This is a genomic window from Leptothermofonsia sp. ETS-13, from assembly GCF_049200465.1.
Classification (GTDB): Bacteria; Cyanobacteriota; Cyanobacteriia; order Leptolyngbyales; family Leptolyngbyaceae; genus Leptothermofonsia.
Window position 1 is genome coordinate 2,383,414 of the sequence record NZ_CP120836.1, and the last position, 19,310, is coordinate 2,402,723.

The 19,310-nt window shown below is 51.1% G+C and carries 18 protein-coding genes; 10 read left to right on the top strand and 8 right to left on the bottom strand.

What is annotated here, in order from left to right:
* The first annotated feature begins 205 nt into the window (after positions 1-205).
* Positions 206-1,774, top strand: a complete 1,569-nt coding sequence (locus P4D80_RS10705; RefSeq protein WP_421659130.1) for a protein kinase domain-containing protein — start codon at positions 206-208, stop codon at positions 1,772-1,774.
* 141 nt (positions 1,775-1,915) lie between these two features.
* Here the strand turns inward: P4D80_RS10705 and P4D80_RS10710 are convergent, their stop codons facing one another.
* The 4 genes from P4D80_RS10710 to murC all read right to left on the bottom strand — a co-directional run bounded on the left by P4D80_RS10710 (position 1,916) and on the right by murC (position 5,522).
* Complete coding sequence (locus P4D80_RS10710) at positions 1,916-2,401, bottom strand: low molecular weight protein-tyrosine-phosphatase (RefSeq protein ID WP_421659131.1); 486 nt, start codon at positions 2,399-2,401, stop codon at positions 1,916-1,918.
* 16 nt (positions 2,402-2,417) lie between these two features.
* Positions 2,418-2,762, bottom strand: a complete 345-nt coding sequence (locus P4D80_RS10715) for a YbaB/EbfC family nucleoid-associated protein (protein WP_421659132.1) — start codon at positions 2,760-2,762, stop codon at positions 2,418-2,420.
* 137 nt (positions 2,763-2,899) lie between these two features.
* Positions 2,900-3,898 (bottom strand): UDP-N-acetylmuramate dehydrogenase, encoded by a 999-nt coding sequence (gene murB / locus P4D80_RS10720; protein ID WP_421659133.1) that lies wholly within the window; start codon positions 3,896-3,898, stop codon positions 2,900-2,902.
* 73 nt (positions 3,899-3,971) lie between these two features.
* Positions 3,972-5,522 (bottom strand): UDP-N-acetylmuramate--L-alanine ligase, encoded by a 1,551-nt coding sequence (gene murC, locus P4D80_RS10725; protein ID WP_421659135.1) that lies wholly within the window; start codon positions 5,520-5,522, stop codon positions 3,972-3,974.
* 476 nt (positions 5,523-5,998) lie between these two features.
* Here murC and nadD point away from each other — a divergent pair, with 476 nt between their 5' ends.
* The 6 genes from nadD to dtd all read left to right on the top strand — a co-directional run bounded on the left by nadD (position 5,999) and on the right by dtd (position 10,135).
* Entirely contained in the window at positions 5,999-6,613 is a 615-nt protein-coding gene (gene nadD / locus P4D80_RS10730; RefSeq protein WP_421659136.1) for a nicotinate (nicotinamide) nucleotide adenylyltransferase, read from the top strand.
* 215 nt (positions 6,614-6,828) lie between these two features.
* Positions 6,829-7,842, top strand: a complete 1,014-nt coding sequence (locus tag P4D80_RS10735) for a type I glyceraldehyde-3-phosphate dehydrogenase (RefSeq protein ID WP_421659137.1) — start codon at positions 6,829-6,831, stop codon at positions 7,840-7,842.
* Positions 7,843-8,365: 523 nt separating this feature from the next.
* Entirely contained in the window at positions 8,366-8,581 is a 216-nt protein-coding gene (locus tag P4D80_RS10740) for a hypothetical protein (RefSeq protein ID WP_421659138.1), read from the top strand.
* 19 nt (positions 8,582-8,600) lie between these two features.
* Positions 8,601-8,792, top strand: a complete 192-nt coding sequence (locus P4D80_RS10745; protein ID WP_421659139.1) for a hypothetical protein — start codon at positions 8,601-8,603, stop codon at positions 8,790-8,792.
* A gap of 121 nt (positions 8,793-8,913) precedes the next feature.
* Positions 8,914-9,507 (top strand): pentapeptide repeat-containing protein, encoded by a 594-nt coding sequence (locus P4D80_RS10750; protein WP_421659140.1) that lies wholly within the window; start codon positions 8,914-8,916, stop codon positions 9,505-9,507.
* Between the two features lie 175 nt (positions 9,508-9,682).
* Positions 9,683-10,135 (top strand): D-aminoacyl-tRNA deacylase, encoded by a 453-nt coding sequence (gene dtd / locus P4D80_RS10755; RefSeq protein WP_421659141.1) that lies wholly within the window; start codon positions 9,683-9,685, stop codon positions 10,133-10,135.
* A gap of 10 nt (positions 10,136-10,145) precedes the next feature.
* On the opposite strand, the gene P4D80_RS10760 is transcribed toward dtd, so the two are convergent.
* Positions 10,146-11,429, bottom strand: a complete 1,284-nt coding sequence (locus tag P4D80_RS10760) for an aspartate aminotransferase family protein (protein ID WP_421659142.1) — start codon at positions 11,427-11,429, stop codon at positions 10,146-10,148.
* A gap of 276 nt (positions 11,430-11,705) precedes the next feature.
* Between P4D80_RS10760 and P4D80_RS10765 the strand changes: the two genes are divergently transcribed.
* A complete protein-coding gene (locus P4D80_RS10765; RefSeq protein ID WP_421659143.1) occupies positions 11,706-13,295 on the top strand; it encodes a cation:proton antiporter in 1,590 nt (529 codons plus the stop codon).
* A gap of 188 nt (positions 13,296-13,483) precedes the next feature.
* Here the strand turns inward: P4D80_RS10765 and P4D80_RS10770 are convergent, their stop codons facing one another.
* The gene (locus P4D80_RS10770; RefSeq protein WP_421659144.1) at positions 13,484-13,771 is read right to left on the bottom strand and encodes a (2Fe-2S) ferredoxin domain-containing protein; all 288 of its coding nucleotides are present in this window, start codon (positions 13,769-13,771) and stop codon (positions 13,484-13,486) included.
* Between the two features lie 17 nt (positions 13,772-13,788).
* On the bottom strand, positions 13,789-14,916 hold the full coding sequence (locus P4D80_RS10775; protein ID WP_421659145.1) for a CobW family GTP-binding protein: 1,128 nt from the start codon (positions 14,914-14,916) through the stop codon (positions 13,789-13,791).
* A 576-nt stretch (positions 14,917-15,492) separates the two neighbouring features.
* Between P4D80_RS10775 and P4D80_RS10780 the strand changes: the two genes are divergently transcribed.
* Together P4D80_RS10780 and cysS are read left to right on the top strand one after the other, a co-directional pair.
* Entirely contained in the window at positions 15,493-15,708 is a 216-nt protein-coding gene (locus P4D80_RS10780) for a hypothetical protein (RefSeq protein ID WP_421659146.1), read from the top strand.
* The gene (cysS, locus tag P4D80_RS10785) at positions 15,686-16,963 is read left to right on the top strand and encodes a cysteine--tRNA ligase (protein ID WP_421659147.1); all 1,278 of its coding nucleotides are present in this window, start codon (positions 15,686-15,688) and stop codon (positions 16,961-16,963) included. Before P4D80_RS10780 ends, cysS begins: the two co-directional genes overlap by 23 nt.
* On the opposite strand, the gene P4D80_RS10790 is transcribed toward cysS, so the two are convergent.
* The gene (locus tag P4D80_RS10790) at positions 16,960-19,269 is read right to left on the bottom strand and encodes a hypothetical protein (RefSeq protein ID WP_421659148.1); all 2,310 of its coding nucleotides are present in this window, start codon (positions 19,267-19,269) and stop codon (positions 16,960-16,962) included. The genes cysS and P4D80_RS10790 overlap by 4 nt on opposite strands.
* Positions 19,270-19,310 lie beyond the last annotated feature (41 nt).

The window sequence follows — 19,310 nt, forward strand, 5'->3', positions numbered from 1 at the left end:
AGGGTTGCCAAAGGCGGGGTGAGGTTTTCGGAGTTATTTAACTCTCATTCCTTAGGGATTTGCCGACACCTCTGGCTTTAGGCCAACAATATTGGAGGATTGGAGGTGTCGAAGATGGTTTATGATTCTTCTCCGGATTTTGGTCTCCAGGTGATGAAGTTTTTGAGCAGCGCGGAGTGTCTTCTATTCCTCCGGAAGCCCCCTTATGGAGCAGAGACAGCAGCCTAAACTATCTGAACGCCTCCAATCAGCACCTTCTCAACCAGGTCAGCGAGAAATTCTGGCAGGGACTCTCGTCGGTGGTCGCTATCGAGTGCAACGGCTGCTGGGGCAAGGGGGCTTTGGGCGGTCCTATCTGGCAGTGGATACCCAGCGGTTTGATGAACTGTGTGTACTCAAGGAATTTGTCTCCACTAACCAGTCTGGGCACACTCTTCAGAAGGCTGTGGATCTCTTTAAGAAAGAGGCGAAAACTCTTTACCAGATTGAGCATCCTCAGATTCCAAAGTTTTTAGCGGGTTTCACTCAGTCGCAGCGGCTGTTCATTGTGCAGGAGTATATCAATGGCGTGACCTATGCCCAGCTTTTACGCCAGCGCCAGCAGCGGGGGCAACTGTTTTCGGAGATGGAAGTCATTAAATGGCTGCAAAATCTGTTGCCAGTTTTAGATTATCTGCACAGCCTTAACCTGATTCATCGGGACATTTCCCCAGATAATGTGATGTTTTCCCGCGATCGCGGGTTGCCCGTATTAATCGACTTTGGGCTGGTGAAGGACTGCATCACCTGGTCACCCGATGCCGAAACAACCGAATTTTCCAGGCGAACTTCAATGGTTGGGAAGTTTGGTTACTCCCCTCCAGAGCAACTTCGCATGGGGCGGTGCTACCCCTGTAGTGACCTGTATGCGTTGGGTGTGACAGCAATTGTGCTGCTGACGGGCAGAAATCCCAACTCCCTGATTGATGCCGAATCGTTGCAATGGAAGTGGTCATCTTTTGTCACACTCAAAACTCCCCTCGATCAGGTGCTTGACAACCTGGTAAAACCTCAACCCAAGGAACGTTACCAGACAGCGGGGGAAGTTTTGGACGCCATGCAGAAGTTATCCATTTCTAACAAAGGTTCCACCCCCCTCTTACCCATCAAAGTCACCCCTGCTATTGTGCCGTTTGAAGGACAGTCAGCCAAGCAGGTAGTGGGAGCGGCAGGTATTTCATTGCCTTCTTCTCCATCGGGGCAGTTCTCAAACACTTCAGCATTCGTGGAGAAATGCCGCCAGGAACTAGCTCGTTGTATTGGCCCTATCGCCAATGTTCTGATTGATGAAATCCTGGCTCAGTACCCTTACATTACGCCCACCGGATTTGTAGAAACCCTGACCTCCCATTTGTCTGACCCAGCGCAGGCGATCGCCTTCAAACGCCGGATCGAGATTCCCCATGAGTTAGTTTTAGACAGCCAGTTACTCTCAATTTCAAACTCGCAAGGTGATGGTTCTGGAGACCAAACCCTAAAACCGGGAAATCAACCCTCTGCTAATGAAGTCGTCACCCCGTCCCATTTTGCGCTGGATGCCCCATTTATTAATTGTTGCCAGCAGGAACTGACTCACTGTATTGGACCAATCGCCAATTTATTGATGAAAAGAGTGCTGACCAACAATCCCCAACTTGATCGTGAGACTTTTATCGAAGTCCTTGCAACCCAGATTCCCAACCCAAAACAGGCCGCAGAGTTCCGGCAGAGATCAAAGAACTTTGAGCCTGGATGAAGACAACAGGCAATAGGGGGAGGAGGGAGGGGGGATAGTCTCCACTCTATCATTCCCCTACTTTCCCACTCACCCATTCCTTTCCCCTTCTGGCTTCCGACTCCTGCCCCTCTCTTTCCTCTTTCTTCTTTCCTCTTTCTTCTAAGTGCCTACAGATAATTCCTTCTTGACATAGCTCAGAAGCCCTTCACAGGCATCGAGTAGTAAGTCAATAACCTGGTTAAAGCCTTCTGGCCCCCCGTAGTAGGGATCGGGAACTTCCTTTAGGCTGTGATGAGTACAAAAATCGCACATCAGGCGGATCTTGTCTTTGTACTTCCCTTCCGGGTCCAGGTAGCAAATATCGGCAAAATTATCCCGATCCATCGCCAGAATCAAATCAAATGCCTCAAAGTCTGCCCTGGTAAATTGACGAGCACTCCCCCGCAGAATAATTCCCCGTTGCCTGGCTGCCGCTGTCATACGGCGATCGGGTGGACTGCCAATGTGATAGCTGGAAGTTCCCGCAGAGTCGCAAACAACCTGCCCCTCTAGACCTTCCCGCGCAATCAGATAGTTCATGATATTTTCTGCGGAGGGTGAGCGACAGATATTACCAAGGCAGACAAATAGTAGCTTATAAGGCATTGCTGAGATGACTACTCTACAGTCCTGGCAGGTTCAGTCCGCCAGTCAGTTCTTCCATCTTCTCCCGCATGGTAGCAGTAGACTTGTTGTAAGCGTCCTTCATAGCGGCAGTAACCAGGTCAGACAAAACATCCGCACCTTCTCCCAGCACATCTGGCGAGATCGTTACCCGTAGGGGTTCCTGGTTGCCGCTAAGAACAACTTTGACCAGCCCACCACCGGACTCGCCTTCAATTTCCATTTGTTCCAATTCTTCCTGAAGCCGTTTAGCCCCTTCCTGAACCTGCTGAGCTTTCTTAAAGGCTTCTGTCAGCTCCTTCATTTTGCCCAGACCGAAGCCAAATCCCTGTCCTTGTGACATAGCGTATACGGATGATGAGTTGGTTTAAGCAGTCAACTGAATGAGTTGGTTTAAACAGTCAACTTTGTTAATTATGACACTGCTGCTTCCAGCAAGGTCATTTTTCCCAAAATTGAAGAGCTTTTAACTTCTGTTCTTTATGCGACCTGAAAGTCCCCTAAGATCTTGACTTCGGGCTCCAAAAGAAGAGACCATCGCTGCTCTACTGATCGCTGAACGTAGTGGATGAGTTGAAAAATATCACTGGCCGTGGCACCACCACAGTTGAGGATGAAATTAGCATGGCGCTCTGCTACCTGAGCACCACCAATTTGATACCCTTTGAGTCCAGTTTGCTCAATCAACCAGCCCGCTTTATATTCATTTGGGTTGCGGAAGACGCTGCCACAACTGGGAAGATGGTAGGGTTGGGTTGCCCGACGGTGATTGAGATGGTTGGTGGTTTCTGCGGTAACAACAGCAGGATCAGCACCGGGTTGGAGTTGAAAAGTGGCCTGGGTCACAAGCCAAGTTTTTCCCTGCAGGATAGATGTGCGGTAACGGTACTGCAACTCCTGGGGAGTGAGGTTTTTGATGGTGCCATCGGGTAAAAGGACCTGGGCACTCACTAAATATTCAGCCATGCAGCCTCCGTGAGCACCGGCATTCATCACAACGGCCCCACCAACAGTCCCCGGAATGCCCACTGACCATTCCAGCCCCTGCCAGCCACGCTCAGCCGCTTGCCATGCCAGGCGAGGCAGGGGTTCGCCCGCACCAACCGTTACCTGCCCAGTTTCTGGGTCGAAGTGGGATTGACGCAGGCGACGGGTACCAATGACCAGACCGGGTAAGCCGCGATCGCTAATCAGCAGGTTAGAACCCGCCCCTAGCATGGTCACCGGCAAACCCTCAGTTTGGGCCCATTCAAAGCTGGCTTGTAGTTCATCCAAAGTTCGAGGAGCCACATACCACTCGGCGGGCCCACCCACTCGGAAAGATGTCAGAGTTGCCAGGGGCACCAGGGATCGGATCAAACAATCAGTGCCAGGCAATCGAATCGATTGAACCTCTCGCTGAGTATATTTGAACGGTTCAAGGCTCAACCGGCCTACCCCAGAAACAGATATTTTAGGAGGATCGTATGAGAGAGTCATGGTGTCATATTGCTTTGATGCCCCAGACCAAACGCTGCTGGTAGTTCTCTATCATCTCAAGTCGCAAACCGCCTCAGGCCTGGTTACACAAGCCTTGCGATGCACCCTGTTCAAGGCACTGGTAAAACGCCATTAACTCAGGAATGAGTTGGTTCAGGTTTCCGGCTCCCAAAAAGAGAGCAATATCTCCCGGCATTAAAATTTCAGTCAGCTCTTGGCTAACGGATTTAAGAGAGGGCTGGTAATAAACCCTGGGATGGTGAGTCGCAAACAAATCGGCAACTTGCTGGCCATTGACTGTGCCAGGATTAGTTTCGCCTGCACTGTAAATGTCTGTCAGAACAACCACATCGGCATCATCAAATGAAGTGGCAAATTCCGACAGAAATGCTTCTGTACGGCTGTAGCGATGAGGCTGGAAGACGGCAACCACTCGCCGCCGCAGTGGATTCCGCCATGCTTTCGCTTGCAGCCGGGCAGCGGCTAGCGTTGCGCGAATTTCACTGGGGTGGTGGGCGTAGTCGTCTATAAACAGAATGCCATTATACTCCCCCCGATGCTCAAATCGACGGCGGGCCCCTTCAAAGGTGGCGATCGCGCGGGCGATTGTTGCAAAGTCCAACTTTAAAAGACGGCCAACCGCAACAGCTGCCAGCGCATTACTTAGATTGTGCCGCCCCAGTAAGCGCACATCCAGACGACCCAGAATAACCCCACGCTCCCACACTCTGGCTGTAGTTCCATCGGGGCGGTAGGTAATGCAATCAACGGTATAGTCAGCCCCTGAATGAATATCCAGGCTATAGGTGATGGCTGGATTCAGCGCATCCCGAACTGTCGGACAGTCGATACAACCAATTAGAGTTTGGCAGCGCTGCGCAAAGGTTTTGAAGGTATCCACTACCTCATCCAGGTCGTGATAGTGGTCGGGATGGTCCAGCTCAATATTCGTCACCACACCCACTTCAGCCGCCAGTTTTACGAGTGAACCATCCGATTCGTCCGCTTCAGCAACCAGGAAATCACCCCAACCCCAACGGGCATTTCCTCCCCAGGCATTCACCTCGCCCCCGACAACAATCGTGGGGTCTAGCTCTGCTTGAAGCAGTAAATAGCCAATCAGGCTGCTGGTTGTAGTTTTTCCGTGGGTACCTGCAACAGCAATACTTCGATATTCCTGAATTAGCCCTGCTAAAACATCTGAGCGATGAAAGATTGGGCAACCCAGTTCGCGAGCCGCCTGATACTCAGCATTGGCAGGGTGAATTGCTGTAGAACAAATAACCTGGGGTAGAGTCGATGTCCAGCCTCCATCACTAAGTAACCGATTCAGCCTTGAAACTTCTGGCTCTGACAAGGGGGGCGCCCCAACTGTGGCAGCCGACAGGACCTCGTTGGCAGGACTGGAATCGGGTTTGAAAAACTCTAAATTGCTTGGATCCTGATTCCAGAAAATATGGACGCCCTCTTCCTGTAATCGTTGAGTGATATGACTCAATCGCAGATCTGACCCAGACACAGGTAGCTTACGCTTAGCTAAAACGTAAGCCAGGGCTGACATTCCAATTCCACCAACACCAATAAAGTGGAACGGTCTGCCGGTGAAATCGACAGAGTTCAGCATTCTAGCTCCTTACACACCACACCACAGCAATATCTCGCGCTATCATATCAAGGATTACCTTTATGGGGATACAGGCTTCTAATAATTTGCCCAACCACGCTAAGAGTGCTACTTATGGCAAAGATTTTAGTTTCCGTGAAAGTTATATCACTCCTTTCAACATTTCTGCTGGATTTCAGTGAATTTGATGGTTCTTTCGCAGTCATTACATCCGAAATTTATTAGACGAATCTAAGGAATCAGTAAGAGGTGGATCAAAAAGAGTCTTCCATGAATAGTTGAATTCAGACCTTATACTCACATTTCCCGATAGGTAACTGTAGACTACACAAAAGTTTGTTTCTACGAATCTAGACTAGGTTAGACTTCACACTTAAGGTTTTCAGATTTGGAAGAACTGAAAAAAGCCTGCAATGAGTCAATCCACCCTTTCAGCCGCAGGGGGTAACTAGGACAGCCACGGGTGAGAGTTTTTAATGCGGAAGGTTGCGATCTTTGGTGGCACCTTTAACCCCATCCACTGGGGACATCTTTTAGTTGCTGAGACAGCTTTGGATCAGGCGGCACTAGATCAGATTATCTGGGTGCCAACGTTCCGTCCTCCCCATAAGCCGCAGGCGTTACCCGCATTTGACCAGCGGCTGGAAATGGTACAGCGCGCGATCGCCGATCATCCCGCTTTCAGTTTGTCCAGTATTGACATGGAGCAGAAGGGAGTTTCCTACGCGATTGGGACACTTCAGCATTTGCAGGCTCTTTATCCTTCGACTCAATGGTTTTGGATCCTGGGCAGTGATACCTTTCAGACCCTAACAAAGTGGTACAAAAGCCACCTGTTGATTGAGCAATGTACCTGGCTGGTTGCCTCTCGATGGAGCGCAGGTCGAACCTCAGCAGAGGCAGAAGAACTCGGAAGAAAGGTTATGGCGCAACTGGGTTCTGCGCTTCGCTGGCAATTACTGCAAATGCCCGCGATCAACATCTCATCCAGCCTGATTCGTCAATATCGGCTGGAAGGCCGTTCCATCCGATATTTGGTGCCAGATCCGGTAAGAATTTATATTGAGGAGCATAAACTGTACGTGAAATAAGTTAAAATACCTAGTCAAAGACTTTAACAGATTGGAAGCCAGGGAAAAACTAAATTCTGCGGCTGGAGTGCAATTCCTCGCTGGGGCTGAAACGTTCTCGTAGAGCCGATTTGACTTACCGCGCTCAACAGAGAAGTTATTGCACTGGGATCCACAGAGTCTTATGATTGGTTTGACTATCGGGTAAGTATTTAGCAGACAGAGGGCAAGACGCAGTGATTAGAGTAGCAATTAATGGCTTTGGACGTATTGGACGTAACTTCATGCGTTGCTGGCTGACTAGAGAAAATAGCCAGTTTCAAGTGGTCGCTATCAATGACACCTCTGACCCCAAAACAAACGCCCATCTATTGAAATACGACTCAATGATTGGCAAGTTTGAGGGTGATGTCAGCGCTGACGAAAATACGATTACTGTCAACGGTCACACTATCAAGTGTACATCTGATCGTAATCCTGAGAATTTGCCCTGGAAGGAATGGGAAATTGACCTGGTCATTGAATCAACGGGCGTATTCGTCAGTAAAGAAGGTGCTTCCAAGCATATTACCGCAGGTGCCAAGAAGGTTTTGATTACAGCGCCTGGTAAAGGGGATGACGGCACGTTTGTCGTAGGTGTGAACCATCATCAATATGACCATTACAAACACAACATCATTAGCAACGCAAGCTGTACAACCAATTGCCTCGCTCCGATCGCCAAAGTGCTACATGAGAACTTCGGTATTATCAAGGGCACAATGACGACAACTCACAGCTATACAGGCGACCAGCGCTTGTTGGATGCCAGCCATCGTGACCTGCGTCGTGCCCGTGCCGCTGCGATGAACATTGTACCAACCTCAACCGGTGCTGCTAAAGCTGTAGCACTAGTACTACCCGAATTGGCAGGTAAGTTGAATGGAATTGCCCTGCGGGTTCCGACTCCCAACGTTTCCATTGTGGATCTGGTAGTTCAGGTCGAAAAAAGCACCATTGCCGACCAGGTAAATGAAGTGTTGAAGAATGCTTCAGAGGGTGAAATGAAAGGCATTCTGAAATATTGTGATCTGCCGCTGGTTTCCACAGATCATGCTGGAACTGACGAGTCTTCCATTGTGGATGCAGCTCTGACTATGGTAATGGGTGGCGATATGGTGAAGGTCGTTGCCTGGTATGACAATGAGTGGGGCTACAGCCAACGTGTAGTAGACCTGGCTGAAATCGTTGCGCAAAAGTGGGTTGCTTAGTTGGGTTGCTTAGTATAGGCTGACAGAAATGCGCTAACTACTCCGCAAGTCAGATTGGTAAATATGGAGGGCTTCAACATTTAGAAGCCCTCCATATTTTTTTAGAAGCCCTCCATATTTTTTTGGGGTAGCGCTAGAAAAGGGCAGGATGTGAGAGGGTGAGACGCTCAACGTTAGCCATCGGTCATCAAAATTGTTTAACCAGTTATACAGAGACCAGGCCCTCCGTTGTAGGGGGTGTTCTAGAAACAGGGCTCTGGCTCCTTGAAACCCTGATTCCCTCGACCCCCTTTCCAGCATTGCCACAAAAAATTTGACAACCCCCCGTTGTAGGCTCAGGAAGATAGTAGTCCTGAATCGCCAATGTGACTGCTATCACCCCAACCCTTCTTGACCAGTCACTTATCGCCCTTCAGTAAGTCACTCACCTCCCCTCAAAAAATCACGCTTCTGACTACCCCTTTGTCACTGGAGTAATCGTTGAATCCGTTGATAGTAGAACTATCGAGTTCCACAATTAACGATGCCTCCCGTAAACCTTCTTCCCTCTGCAATTTCTGAGTTATTTGCCCAAGCAAGCGTCGCCGGCAAAATTACCCTGGCTGACCGTTACGGGCTGATGGCCGCCATGCTTTCAGAAACGTTGAGTGAAGAGGAGCGAAATTGTATCGACCGATTGCTCCATGCGTTACGTAAAGGGCGTGTGCGAGTTGTCGATGAACTCTCAACGCTTTTATAGACCTGATACCTGATTGTTTATGCAGCTTGTTGAAATTGTTCAAAGGGTGCTTGAAACGGGTGAATTACCTATGAACCTGGAGCGGCAAATGCAAAAACTGTTGCGGCAGAGAGAATTTGGTGAGGAAGAAATGGCCGCGATCGACCAGCTAATTGAAGCTATTAACTGTGGTTCAGTTCGCTCGGTACCCAGTAAAACGAAACTCAGTTAATCCCAACCCCGCTTTGATCTCCCCAGACGTTGTCCCCAATCAAACCTCCTCACTCGACTCAAACTTGATCGGTTCCTCTGACACTCATCAGCGATAATCAACTCAAGCACGATGGTGAGCGATGAAACAATTTTCTTTAGCACTAATTCCCCTGACAGCCCTGCTTGCATTGGCAACCGCTGCTTTATCGGCTAATCCTGACCATGTGAAGCGGCTGCTTGACTCCGGAGTTTGTCCAGGCTGTGATTTGTCAGAAGCCAGCCTTTACAGCTACGAGTTGGGTTTGGCTGATCTGAAAGGGGCCAATCTCACAGCCGCCGCGTTGCAGGGATCGAATCTAAATTCTGCCAACTTGACGGATGCAGTGATGGAGCGAGCGAACCTGGCGCTTGTAAAGTTTCAGAACGCCAACCTGCAAGGTGCCAAGCTTTACAAGGCAAATCTTTACGGTGCCGATTTAACCAATGCAGACCTGTCAGGAGCAGATTTGAGAGAAGCCAGTTTAGAAGGGGCAGACCTGCGCGGCGCAAATTTGACTGGCACCAATTTTGAAAAGGCAAACCTGGTTAAAGCCAGGATGTTTGGAGCCGTCATTACCGGAGCAAAGTTTGACGGAGCCAGAATGCCCAATGGTGCTGAATACAAACCGGGTGGCGTTTTGCAACCCAGACCAACTCCAAGGCCGTCTCCATTTCTGCTTAAGCCTGATCAGTAGTTGTTGGTTGTTAGAGAGGTGTGAGGTGTGAGTTGAAAACTCAAAACTCAAAATTCCCCACCCCATCACTCCATTACTCCATCACTCCATTACTCAATTACTTCCACTCCTCCGCTCCTTCTTTCTTCCTTCTTTCCTCTTTCTTCTTCTTACCCCCAATCCCCTTCCTTCCTCTATGCGCATTGTCATTCAACGAGTCAGTTCTTCACAGGTCACGGTTGAGGGAGAAGTGATTGGCAAGATAGGACGGGGACTTAATTTGCTGGTAGGGATTGCTGACACAGATACGGAGGTTGAACTGGAGTGGATGGCACGGAAATGTCTGGAGTTGAGGCTGTTTCCCGATGGGGAAGGGGGCCGGTTCGATCGCTCGGTTCAGGAGATTGGGGGAGAATTGCTGGTCATCAGCCAGTTCACCCTCTATGGTGACTGCCGCAAGGGACGCCGTCCTTCTTTTGACCGGGCAGCAATACCGAATTCCGCTGAAGCGCTGTATGAAAGGTTTGTCTCTCTGTTGCGCTCCAGCGGCTTACGGGTGGAAACAGGAAAGTTTGGGGCAATGATGCAGGTTGCGATCGCCAACGATGGTCCGGTGACGATTTTCCTAGAGAAAGAGGCGGAAAGGTAGAAAAAGCTGGTCAACCCAGGAGGGAGAATGCTTTCCCAATAACTTCCAGGGCCTGATTGATTTCCTCTGCGCTCACAATTAGCGGGGGCACGAAGCGTACCACTTTAGGTCCCGCAGGAACCAGAAGCAATCCTTCTGCGATCGCCGATTTCACCACGTCGGCTGAGGTAAGAGGGGTTTCTTCCGCCAGAACCAGGCCGTTGATCAAGCCCCAACCTCTGACTTCTGCCACTGTGTCGGGATGCTTTTCTGCGATCGCCCGCAGACCTGCCCGCAATTGCTCACCCCGTTCCTGCACATTGGTCAGGAGGTTTTCCCGCTCAATGGTCTGGCAAACAGAGAGGGCAACGGCACAGGCAAACGGATTACCGCCAAAGGTGCTGGCGTGGTCGCCGGGTTGGAAAACATCACAGTGCGACTTGCACAGCATGGCACCAATGGGAATGCCACCCCCTAACCCTTTGGCTAAGGTAAAGATATCAGGCTCAATTCCCAGGTTTTCGTAACCCCAGAGCTTTCCAGAACGACCCATGCCAACCTGCACTTCGTCACAAATCAGCAGAATGCCTTTTTCGTCACAAATCTGGCGAATGCGCTGGAAGTAGGCGCGATTGCCCGGACGCACGCCCCCTTCACCCTGGAGGGCTTCCAGCAGAATGGCTGCAACCTGGCGATCGCCCCTGTCCAGTTCCTCCAGGGCCCGTTCCAGTGCATCAATGTCATTGTAGGGGGCGTAGAAGAAACCGGGCACCAGAGGGCTAAAGCCTTTCTGGTACTTCGGCTGTCCAGTGGCGGTGATGGTTGCCAGAGTCCGGCCATGGAAGCTGGCGTGGGCGGTAATGATAACCGGATTTTCAATGTTCAAAACGGTGTGGGCATACTTCCGTGCCAGCTTGATGGCTCCCTCGTTGGCCTCTGCCCCGGAGTTGCAGAAAAAGGCGCGATCGGCAGAGGAATGTTCAACCAGCCACTTAGCCAGTTCTCCCTGAGCCGGGACATAGTAGAGATTGGAAACATGATGGAGCGTTTGGATTTGTTGGGTGACCGTCTCCACCATGGCAGGATGGGCATGGCCCAGAGTGCAGGTCGCAATTCCTGCTACAAAATCTAAATACTCTCGACCTTGCGTATCCCAAACGCGGCAGCCTTTTCCTCGTTCCAGGGCAATGGGATAGCGCCCATAGGTTGCCATCACATAGGGATCAAAGTCAACTGCCGGATCGAAGGCATCGGAAGAATTGAGCGGCAGCTCTGCTACAGCAGGGGAGGTTTGGAGTAGGGTTTCTGGGCTCACGGAGGCTCCTTATAAAAACTGGAACGGATCTTAAGCGTTAAACGGTAAACTGTGAACGGTCTTTCAATTGATTGCCCAAAGTCTATAGTCCAAGGTCTTATAGCTGTCACCAACTTGCTTAGGACACTGGATCTAAGCGGGTGTGGAGGCTTCGCCTCCAGCCAGAGGTTCCACCCCTGCACCCCGTCCTAAGCCTGATGGCGATGGCTATGTCAACGAATCTGTACTATAGCTTATCGACATGCAAGGTTCAGTTGAGAGGCAGGTCAGGTTCCTATGACATGGTTAATCGCAGCGGTCAGCAGTGATCAGGGAAACATTGCTCAACTGGTCAGAATCCTCATCATTCTGCTGCTGGTAGCAACGGGTGTAGCGTTGGTTTCCCGTCGGCTGCGAATTCCCTATGTCACGGGTTTGGTGGTGGCAGGGCTGGCTATTGCCGAGCTTTTACCCCGCCGCATTGGGTTGGATTCTTCGCTAATTTTTAATCTTTTTCTCCCCATTCTGCTGTTTGAGGCTGCGATCAATACCGATGTCAGTCGTCTTCGCACCACCATTAAGCCTATCGCCCTACTTGCTGGACCGGGAGTGGTCATTGCTTCCGGTGTCACAGCCTGCGTCCTCAAGTTTGCTCTGGGGCTGGCCTGGATTCCGGCCCTGCTGGCGGGAGTCATTCTGGCAATTACGGACACAGTCTCGGTTATTGCCGTTTTCAAAGAAGTGACAGTTCCTTCTCGGCTGATCACGATTGTGGAAGGGGAGAGCCTGTTTAACGATGGTATGGCACTGGTGCTGTTCAGCCTGATTCTGAAGGTAAATGTGGCAGGCTCGATCACGGTTGCCGACGGCATTCGGGAATTGCTGGTGGTGATTCTGGGAGGAGGGTTAGTGGGAATGGTGGTGGGTTATCTGGGGGTTGGGCTATATGTCCGCTCCGATGATGCCCTCAGCAGCATTTTGTTGACTGTGGCGATCGCTCTAGGAGCCTTCCAGATCAGCCAGCTAGTGGGAGTGTCCGGTGTGGTTGCGGTAGTCATCGCTGGTCTGGTAATGGGAAACACCGAGCAGGCTCACAACGTTTCTGCGTCCAGCCGCATTACGGTTCTCAGTTTCTGGGAGTATGCTGGCTTTGGAGTGAACACCTTCATTTTTCTACTGATTGGGCTAGAAATTGATTTGGCAACCCTGGGTAAAACGCTACCCGCCGTGCTGCTGGCGATTCTGGCTTATCAGGTAGGGCGATTTCTGGCAGTCTATCCCCTGTTGGCCGGGGCCAGTCTGTTTGATCGTCTCATTCCACTACGCTGGCAGCATGTACTGTTTCTGGGCAATATCAAAGGTTCGCTGTCAATGGCGCTAGCCCTCAGCCTACCTACGACTCTCCCTGAACGGGAAGGATTAATTGCTCTGGTGTTTGGAACGGTACTGCTTTCCCTGGTTGGGCAGGGGGTTAGTTTGCCCTGGCTGGTTCGTCGTCTTCAGATTGCTCACACCTCAGAAGCCCAGCAGTGGATCGAATCGCTTCAGTCACAACTGATGACTGCAAAAGCCGCCCAGGATGAACTGGATAACCTGCTGAAATCGGGAGTGTTGCCCAAATCCGTTTATGAAGAAATGCGGGCCAGCTATCAGGTGCGGATTGCTGCCGCAGAACGCTCTCTGCGAGACTTCTACAATCGCCGTCCTGATAAGTTGACCGCAGCGATCAAGGGGTTATCTCAATTAGACGCGATCCGGCGACGCCTGTTACTGGCCGAAAAAAGTGCCCTCAATGATGCGCTGAGAAAACGGATTCTATCTGAGGAGGTGGTGCGATCGCGCCTGCAAGCCATTGATCAACAAATTCTGGATCTCGAAGATGACTGAAACGAGGTGGTATAGCTCTACGCGGGTGCGTTAGGACATTGGAATTAGAGAGGGAGTGGGGGCTTCGCCCCCAGCCAGGAGTGGAACCCCTGCACCCCGTCCTAACCATAATGACTACCGCTATATAGCTATAGCCACCCACCTTAAGCCAATGTCCTAAGCAACCTAGCAACGGCTATAACAACTGGCTAAAACTTTGCATGCATTCGGGGATGGAGCAACCGTTCAACGGGTCTTCCTTGTTTGAGATGCTGTTCAACGATCGCGGAAACATCTTCTGACTTCACCCGGCAGTACCAGGTTTCGTCAGGCAGTACCCTGACGGTGGGGCCCATGTTGCATTGCCCCTGGCACTCGCTTGCATTCACAGTAATGCCAGGGACGGGGTTTGACTGAAAGGCTTTTAACACCTCAGCAGAGCCGTTGCCCAGACAATTAACATGTTGGCAAACCAGTACCTCGCGGCTAGAGTCCAACGCAGTTCACCCAAAAATTACTTCCCAAAACCTTTGCCTCGGCTAGTGGTCGGTAGGGTAAAGCAGTGTTCAATTTGCGATCGCAGCATCTCATGATTCAGATTCTGACCAATCAATACAAGTTGGTTTTTCGGTTCGCCCTTCCACTCATCGTCTTCGAGAGAAAAGCGCTTGCCGCTGAGGTGAAAGATATGCCGTTTCGGGCTTTCGTTGAACCAGAGAATTCCTTTCGCCCGGAAGACATTGTCAGGCAACTGGTTATCTAGAAAATACTGGAACTTCTTGATATCGAAGGGCTTGTCACTCTGAATCGAAACAGACGTAAAACCATCATTCTCCAGATGGTTGGAGTGGTGATGATGATGATCATGAACACAATGGCCATGGTCGTGATCGCAACCGGAGTGGTCATGATGGCCGTGATCATGGTTATGATGCTCGTGCTCATGATCATGGGTATGACCGTGCGACTCCGTTTCCGGCTCAAAATACTTGTCAGACTCAAACAGCCCAACACTGAGCAACATTCCTAAAGGAGCCTGTCCCTTTACAGTACGAAGAATTCGAGCTCCCTGCTTAATGTCCCGGATTCGGATTTCGAGGGCATCCAGATCAGCCTCATCTACCAGATCGGCTTTGTTCAGCAGGATGATATCCCCATAGACAATTTGACTATAGGCCGCCTCGCTGTTGAACAGATCTAGACTGAAGTTTTCGGCATCGACCACGGTAATGATGGAGTCCAGCCGGGTCATATCCCGCAACTCAGTGCCCAGGAAAGTCAGGGCTACGGGTAATGGATCGGCCAGCCCCGTTGTTTCAACCACCAGGTAGTCGATCGCATCCTGCCGTTCCAGAACCTTATAAACCGCTTCTACCAGATCATTGTTAATCGTGCAGCAAATACAGCCATTGCTCAACTCAACCATGCTATTGTCTGTATCGGTGGTGACAATCAGCTCATTATCAATACCAATTTCACCAAATTCGTTAACTAAAACAGCCGTCTTCAGCCCTTGCTGATTTGTCAAAATGTAATTGAGTAAAGTCGTCTTACCACTGCCCAAAAAGCCTGTAATGATAGTGACAGGTAAGCCGTGTTTGGGGGCTTCCATTGCTGAAGCGGGAGACACTGCTGATTGCATAGAGCGGTTTTCCGAAACGTCAGAAAATGGGTGGAACAGATGGGTAGTGAATACTATACAGTGGAATGCTGAATATGCATCTCCATATCTTTACGTTATCACTGGTTATTGGAATTGAGTGTCAGGAGGCAGGAGCCAGAATGTAGGAGAGTGATGGGGTGATGGGTGACAGTCGGTTGTTGGTTATTAGTTGTTAGAGAGGGGGGAGGGGAAGAAGGAAGTCAGGAGTCAGGGATTGGGGATTGAGGATTGAGATCAGGGGGGTGTTCTAGAAACGGGTTCTGACTTCTTGAAAGGTTCTGACTTCTTGAAAGGGGATGTCTCAGAAAGAGGGTGTTTTAGAAACGGGGTTCTGAATCCTCGAGATCCTGATTCCCTCGACCCCCTTTCTAGGATTGCCACAAAAAAATTGACAATCCCGGTGATTGCTCTTTACATCCAGTACTCCTCCACTTCCCCACCCCTCCACTCCCTCACCCCATCACCCTTCTAATCCCCCCACCCCTTCACCCCTCCATTCCCTCACCCCCAACCCTTCCACCTATCCACTCCCTTACTCCATACCCATCCACCCCTATGCCTCTAGAGATCTACAACACTCTGACTCGCCGCAAGGAACCGTTTGAAACCATCGAACCGGGGAAGGTGCGGATGTATGTGTGTGGCATTACGGCTTACAACTACTTTCATGTTGGCAACGCCAGGGTGTTTGTGATTTTTGATGTGGTGCGGCGGTACCTGATGTGGCGGGGGGTACCAGGTCCGCTATGTGCAGAATTTTACCGATATTGATGACAAGATTCTGAAGCGGGCGATCGCCGAAAATTCATCCATGAAGGAGGTTGCCGAGAAGTACATTGCAGCCTATTTCGAAGATGCCGATCGCCTCAACATTCTCCGTGCCGACTCCTACCCCAGAGCAACCCATACCATTGATGGCATTCAACGGCTGATCCATGAATTGGAGCAGCTTAATTACGCCTATGCCTCCGATGGCGATGTTTACTATGCGGTGCGCCAATTCCCAGAATATGGAAAACTCTCCGGTCGCCGCCTGGAAGAAATGCAGGCGGGTGCCAGCGGACGGGTGGATATTGAAGAAGAAAGCGACAAGAAGAAAGATCCATTCGACTTTGCTCTCTGGAAAGCAGCGAAACCCGGAGAACCTGCCTGGGAGTCTCCCTGGGGAGCGGGACGTCCGGGCTGGCATATTGAATGCTCAGCTATGGTTCGGCAGGAATTGGGCGAATCCATCGATATCCATGCGGGTGGCATGGATTTGACCTTTCCCCACCACGAAAACGAAATTGCTCAGAGCGAAGCTGTCACCCAAAAGCCACTGGCACGATTCTGGATGCACAACGGCTTCGTCAATATGGATGGCGAGAAAATGTCCAAATCCCTGGGCAACATCCGCCTTACCCGCGACTTGCTGAAGGAATATGATCCAATGGCGTTTCGGCTGTTTGTGTTGCAGGCCCACTACCGGAAACCGATTGACTTTACCGCCGAGGGTCTGGAGGCCGCTGAGAGTGGCTGGAATACTTTGAAAGAAGCGCTCAAATTCAGTTCCGACTTTTCTAAATTACCCGGATGGTCTACTCTGCCTCCGGAGCTTGATCAGGATGCCGTCAGCCGCTTCAACGAAGCGATGGATGATGATTTCAACACACCGATCGCCCTTTCCGTTCTATTTGAACTGGCAAAAGACCTGCGGCGGGAAGGAAATCTGTTGATACACGAAGGACAAACCCAAATGCCAGTTGAGGAGTTACAGCGCTATTGGCAAACCCTGGCAAGTCTGGCTCAAGTGCTGGGGCTGGAAGTTAAACCAGGTGCTGGTGATGCAACTCTTTCCACAGGCGTAAGTGGCACCGGAACCGTTGGGTTAACGGATGCTGAAATCGAAGCTCTGATTCAACAGCGGCAGGAAGCGCGAAAAGCGAAAAATTGGGCGGAGAGCGATCGCATCCGCAACGAACTCCAGTCCTACGGCATTACCCTCATTGACCAGAAAGACGGCACCACCCGCTGGCACCACACCTAATCAATCCTCACCCGGAACCGCACAAACCCAAAATTATTTCCTGCTGTATTCGGCACATCACCCACGTCATAAATCACTGACCCATTCACATTCGTTTGGCTGGGGCAGGGATTGCCGGTTGGCAGCGGTGCCAGCGGCGGGAAGAACGCCCCACCCGGAGACACCGAAGCCGCAGGACGCTGAATCTGGTTACTATCCGCAACAAATGTTGTCGTCGCTGGCACAGGGTCGCAAATCGTCACAGCCGTTGCTGGACTGTCCCCATCTGATAGGAGGTAAACCGTGTAAGTCACTTCATCTCCACTCCGCAGTGGACTATTAGCTCCAATATTGACCAGCCCTAAAGGTAGAAACTGCGCCCAACCCGGAGCATCATCATCTGCACTCCCCGGATCATTGACAAACGTGTTGAAATTAATGCCAGGAATCGGTACCCCATTTCTGGTCGCGCCCGTAATCCGCTTCACCAGACGAAGTCGCTGATTGCCGGTTGGAATTCCCGTGCCAGGTAGCACAACCTGAGTCGGTGAACCTTCATTCGGAATCCCATCCCCATTCGGGTCAACATTCGTTCCATCCACAGACTGATCTGTGACGGGTGTACCCGTTGGACTAACCCCATTGGCTGTGACCTGGTTGGCAAACGGATCGGAACCACTTGGTCCACTTCCCGGTGTAATGTTGACACTAAACGTTACCAACGCTGAGGTTTGCCCAGGCAGAGAGTTGCCAGGACCGAGAAGATTGAAATCAGTGGTGCCATTAAACGCTGAATTCACGACCAGCGTTGGACTTTGAAGATTAGTTACCGAATTGATGGTGGCATTGGCAAAGGTAGGGCGCAGATCCTCCATAATTTGCAAATTGTTTACCGTCAACGCCGGATCGTTGGGTGAAAGGTTTTGAACAATAACCGTATAGGGAATGGTAAAGGTGCCATTGGCGTTTTGAACAGGTGTGCCCGCACTTTTGGCAACACCCAGTCGGGGAGTGCTTGCCCCCGGAACTAACGTAACTGTGGTGGGTGAACCTTCATCGGGGTTGCCATCTCCATTTGGGTCGGGGTTTGTGCCATCGACGGACAGATCGGTGAGCGGAGTTCCCCCCTGACTGCCCCCTGTAACGGTGACCTGGTTGTTGAACGGACCCGATCCGCTCGGTCCGGCGCCGGGGGTAATTGTGACGCTGAAGGTTACGGTGGTGGTGGTTTGCCCTGCCAGTGTATTCACCCCAGGAGCCAGAAGATTGAAATCGGTGGTGCCATTAAAGGCTGGATTGACCGTTAAAGTCGGACTTTGGATGTTTGTCACTGAATTGATGGTGGCATTGGCAAAGGTTTGGCGCAGGTCTTCCGTCAGTTGCAAATTGTTGACTGTAAAGGTGGGATTATTGGGCGCAAAGTTCTGAACCGTGACCGTATAGGGAATGGTGAAGGTACCGTTTGCATTTTGGACAGGAGTACCCGCACTTTTTGCCACCCCAATAATGGGGATACATTCTCTAAATCCAACAGCAGTCATACCAAAGTCATCACCAACGATGGTATTCGCTTCGTCTACGATCCGGAGTTCCAGTGATGGCAGGCCGTTGGGACTGAACAGACCCTGTACTCGCAACCACTGCTGCCGAGTGGTGACGGGCTGTCCGCTCAAGGAGGGGACAAAGGCTGTATCGGGTCCACCCGGGGGACCTGCCAGCAGGCGAATCACAGGGGGTGCAGCTCCAGGGGGTGCCAAATCGGTGAGTAGGTTGTAGAAATAGGCTGTGAAGTTATAAGTGGCGTTGGGGGCCAGACCTGTCAGCGTCTGACTCCAGATAATTGGGCTGGTGGGAGAGATGGGAGGAAATGCTGAACCTGGTACAAGCGGAGTTGCCGCTGAAGCATTTGGATTGGAATAGAGATAGGTATTTGAGGGCAGGACGCCGTTAGCAGGGTCGCCAGGGAAGGGTTGGCCAACCACCACACCGCCCAGATAGTTAATGGTTCCTGTCTGAATGGAAAGCCCCCCCAGTGCAATAGGCAGTGGAGGGGTGTCGTCCGGGTAAACACCGTCCCCTCGATAGGGCAGTGTACTGGTAAAGCCTGCGGGGTTGCCAGGGAGCAGCGGACCATTGACCACTCCCGGAGAGATGTTAAAGTTTCCGTTACTGACGAGATTAATGGGACCTTCGCGGGTACCTGCTGGACAACCTACAAATCCAAGAAAGGTTTGAGCCCTGGCAGGCTGCTGAAACAGGATTGTCTGCGAACCCAGCAGGATGCTGGAGCAGGTCAGGGTCACCAAAGTCTTTAGAGAACGGTTCATCAGATCTTCTCACACTGGGGCAGGGGGCTGGGAAGAAGAAA

What these genes read in the sequence shown, in the direction of transcription:
- P4D80_RS10705 (WP_421659130.1), top strand. Translation starts at nt 206, where the DNA reads ATGGAGCAGAGACAGCAGCCTAAACTATCTGAACGCCTCCAATCAGCA.
- P4D80_RS10710 (WP_421659131.1), bottom strand. Translation starts at nt 2,401, where the DNA reads ATGCCTTATAAGCTACTATTTGTCTGCCTTGGTAATATCTGTCGCTCA.
- P4D80_RS10715 (WP_421659132.1), bottom strand. Translation starts at nt 2,762, where the DNA reads ATGTCACAAGGACAGGGATTTGGCTTCGGTCTGGGCAAAATGAAGGAG.
- murB (WP_421659133.1), bottom strand. Translation starts at nt 3,898, where the DNA reads ATGACTCTCTCATACGATCCTCCTAAAATATCTGTTTCTGGGGTAGGC.
- murC (WP_421659135.1), bottom strand. Translation starts at nt 5,522, where the DNA reads ATGCTGAACTCTGTCGATTTCACCGGCAGACCGTTCCACTTTATTGGT.
- nadD (WP_421659136.1), top strand. Translation starts at nt 5,999, where the DNA reads ATGCGGAAGGTTGCGATCTTTGGTGGCACCTTTAACCCCATCCACTGG.
- P4D80_RS10740 (WP_421659138.1), top strand. Translation starts at nt 8,366, where the DNA reads ATGCCTCCCGTAAACCTTCTTCCCTCTGCAATTTCTGAGTTATTTGCC.
- P4D80_RS10745 (WP_421659139.1), top strand. Translation starts at nt 8,601, where the DNA reads ATGCAGCTTGTTGAAATTGTTCAAAGGGTGCTTGAAACGGGTGAATTA.
- P4D80_RS10750 (WP_421659140.1), top strand. Translation starts at nt 8,914, where the DNA reads ATGAAACAATTTTCTTTAGCACTAATTCCCCTGACAGCCCTGCTTGCA.
- dtd (WP_421659141.1), top strand. Translation starts at nt 9,683, where the DNA reads ATGCGCATTGTCATTCAACGAGTCAGTTCTTCACAGGTCACGGTTGAG.
- P4D80_RS10765 (WP_421659143.1), top strand. Translation starts at nt 11,706, where the DNA reads ATGACATGGTTAATCGCAGCGGTCAGCAGTGATCAGGGAAACATTGCT.
- P4D80_RS10775 (WP_421659145.1), bottom strand. Translation starts at nt 14,916, where the DNA reads ATGCAATCAGCAGTGTCTCCCGCTTCAGCAATGGAAGCCCCCAAACAC.
- P4D80_RS10780 (WP_421659146.1), top strand. Translation starts at nt 15,493, where the DNA reads ATGCCTCTAGAGATCTACAACACTCTGACTCGCCGCAAGGAACCGTTT.
- P4D80_RS10790 (WP_421659148.1), bottom strand. Translation starts at nt 19,269, where the DNA reads ATGAACCGTTCTCTAAAGACTTTGGTGACCCTGACCTGCTCCAGCATC.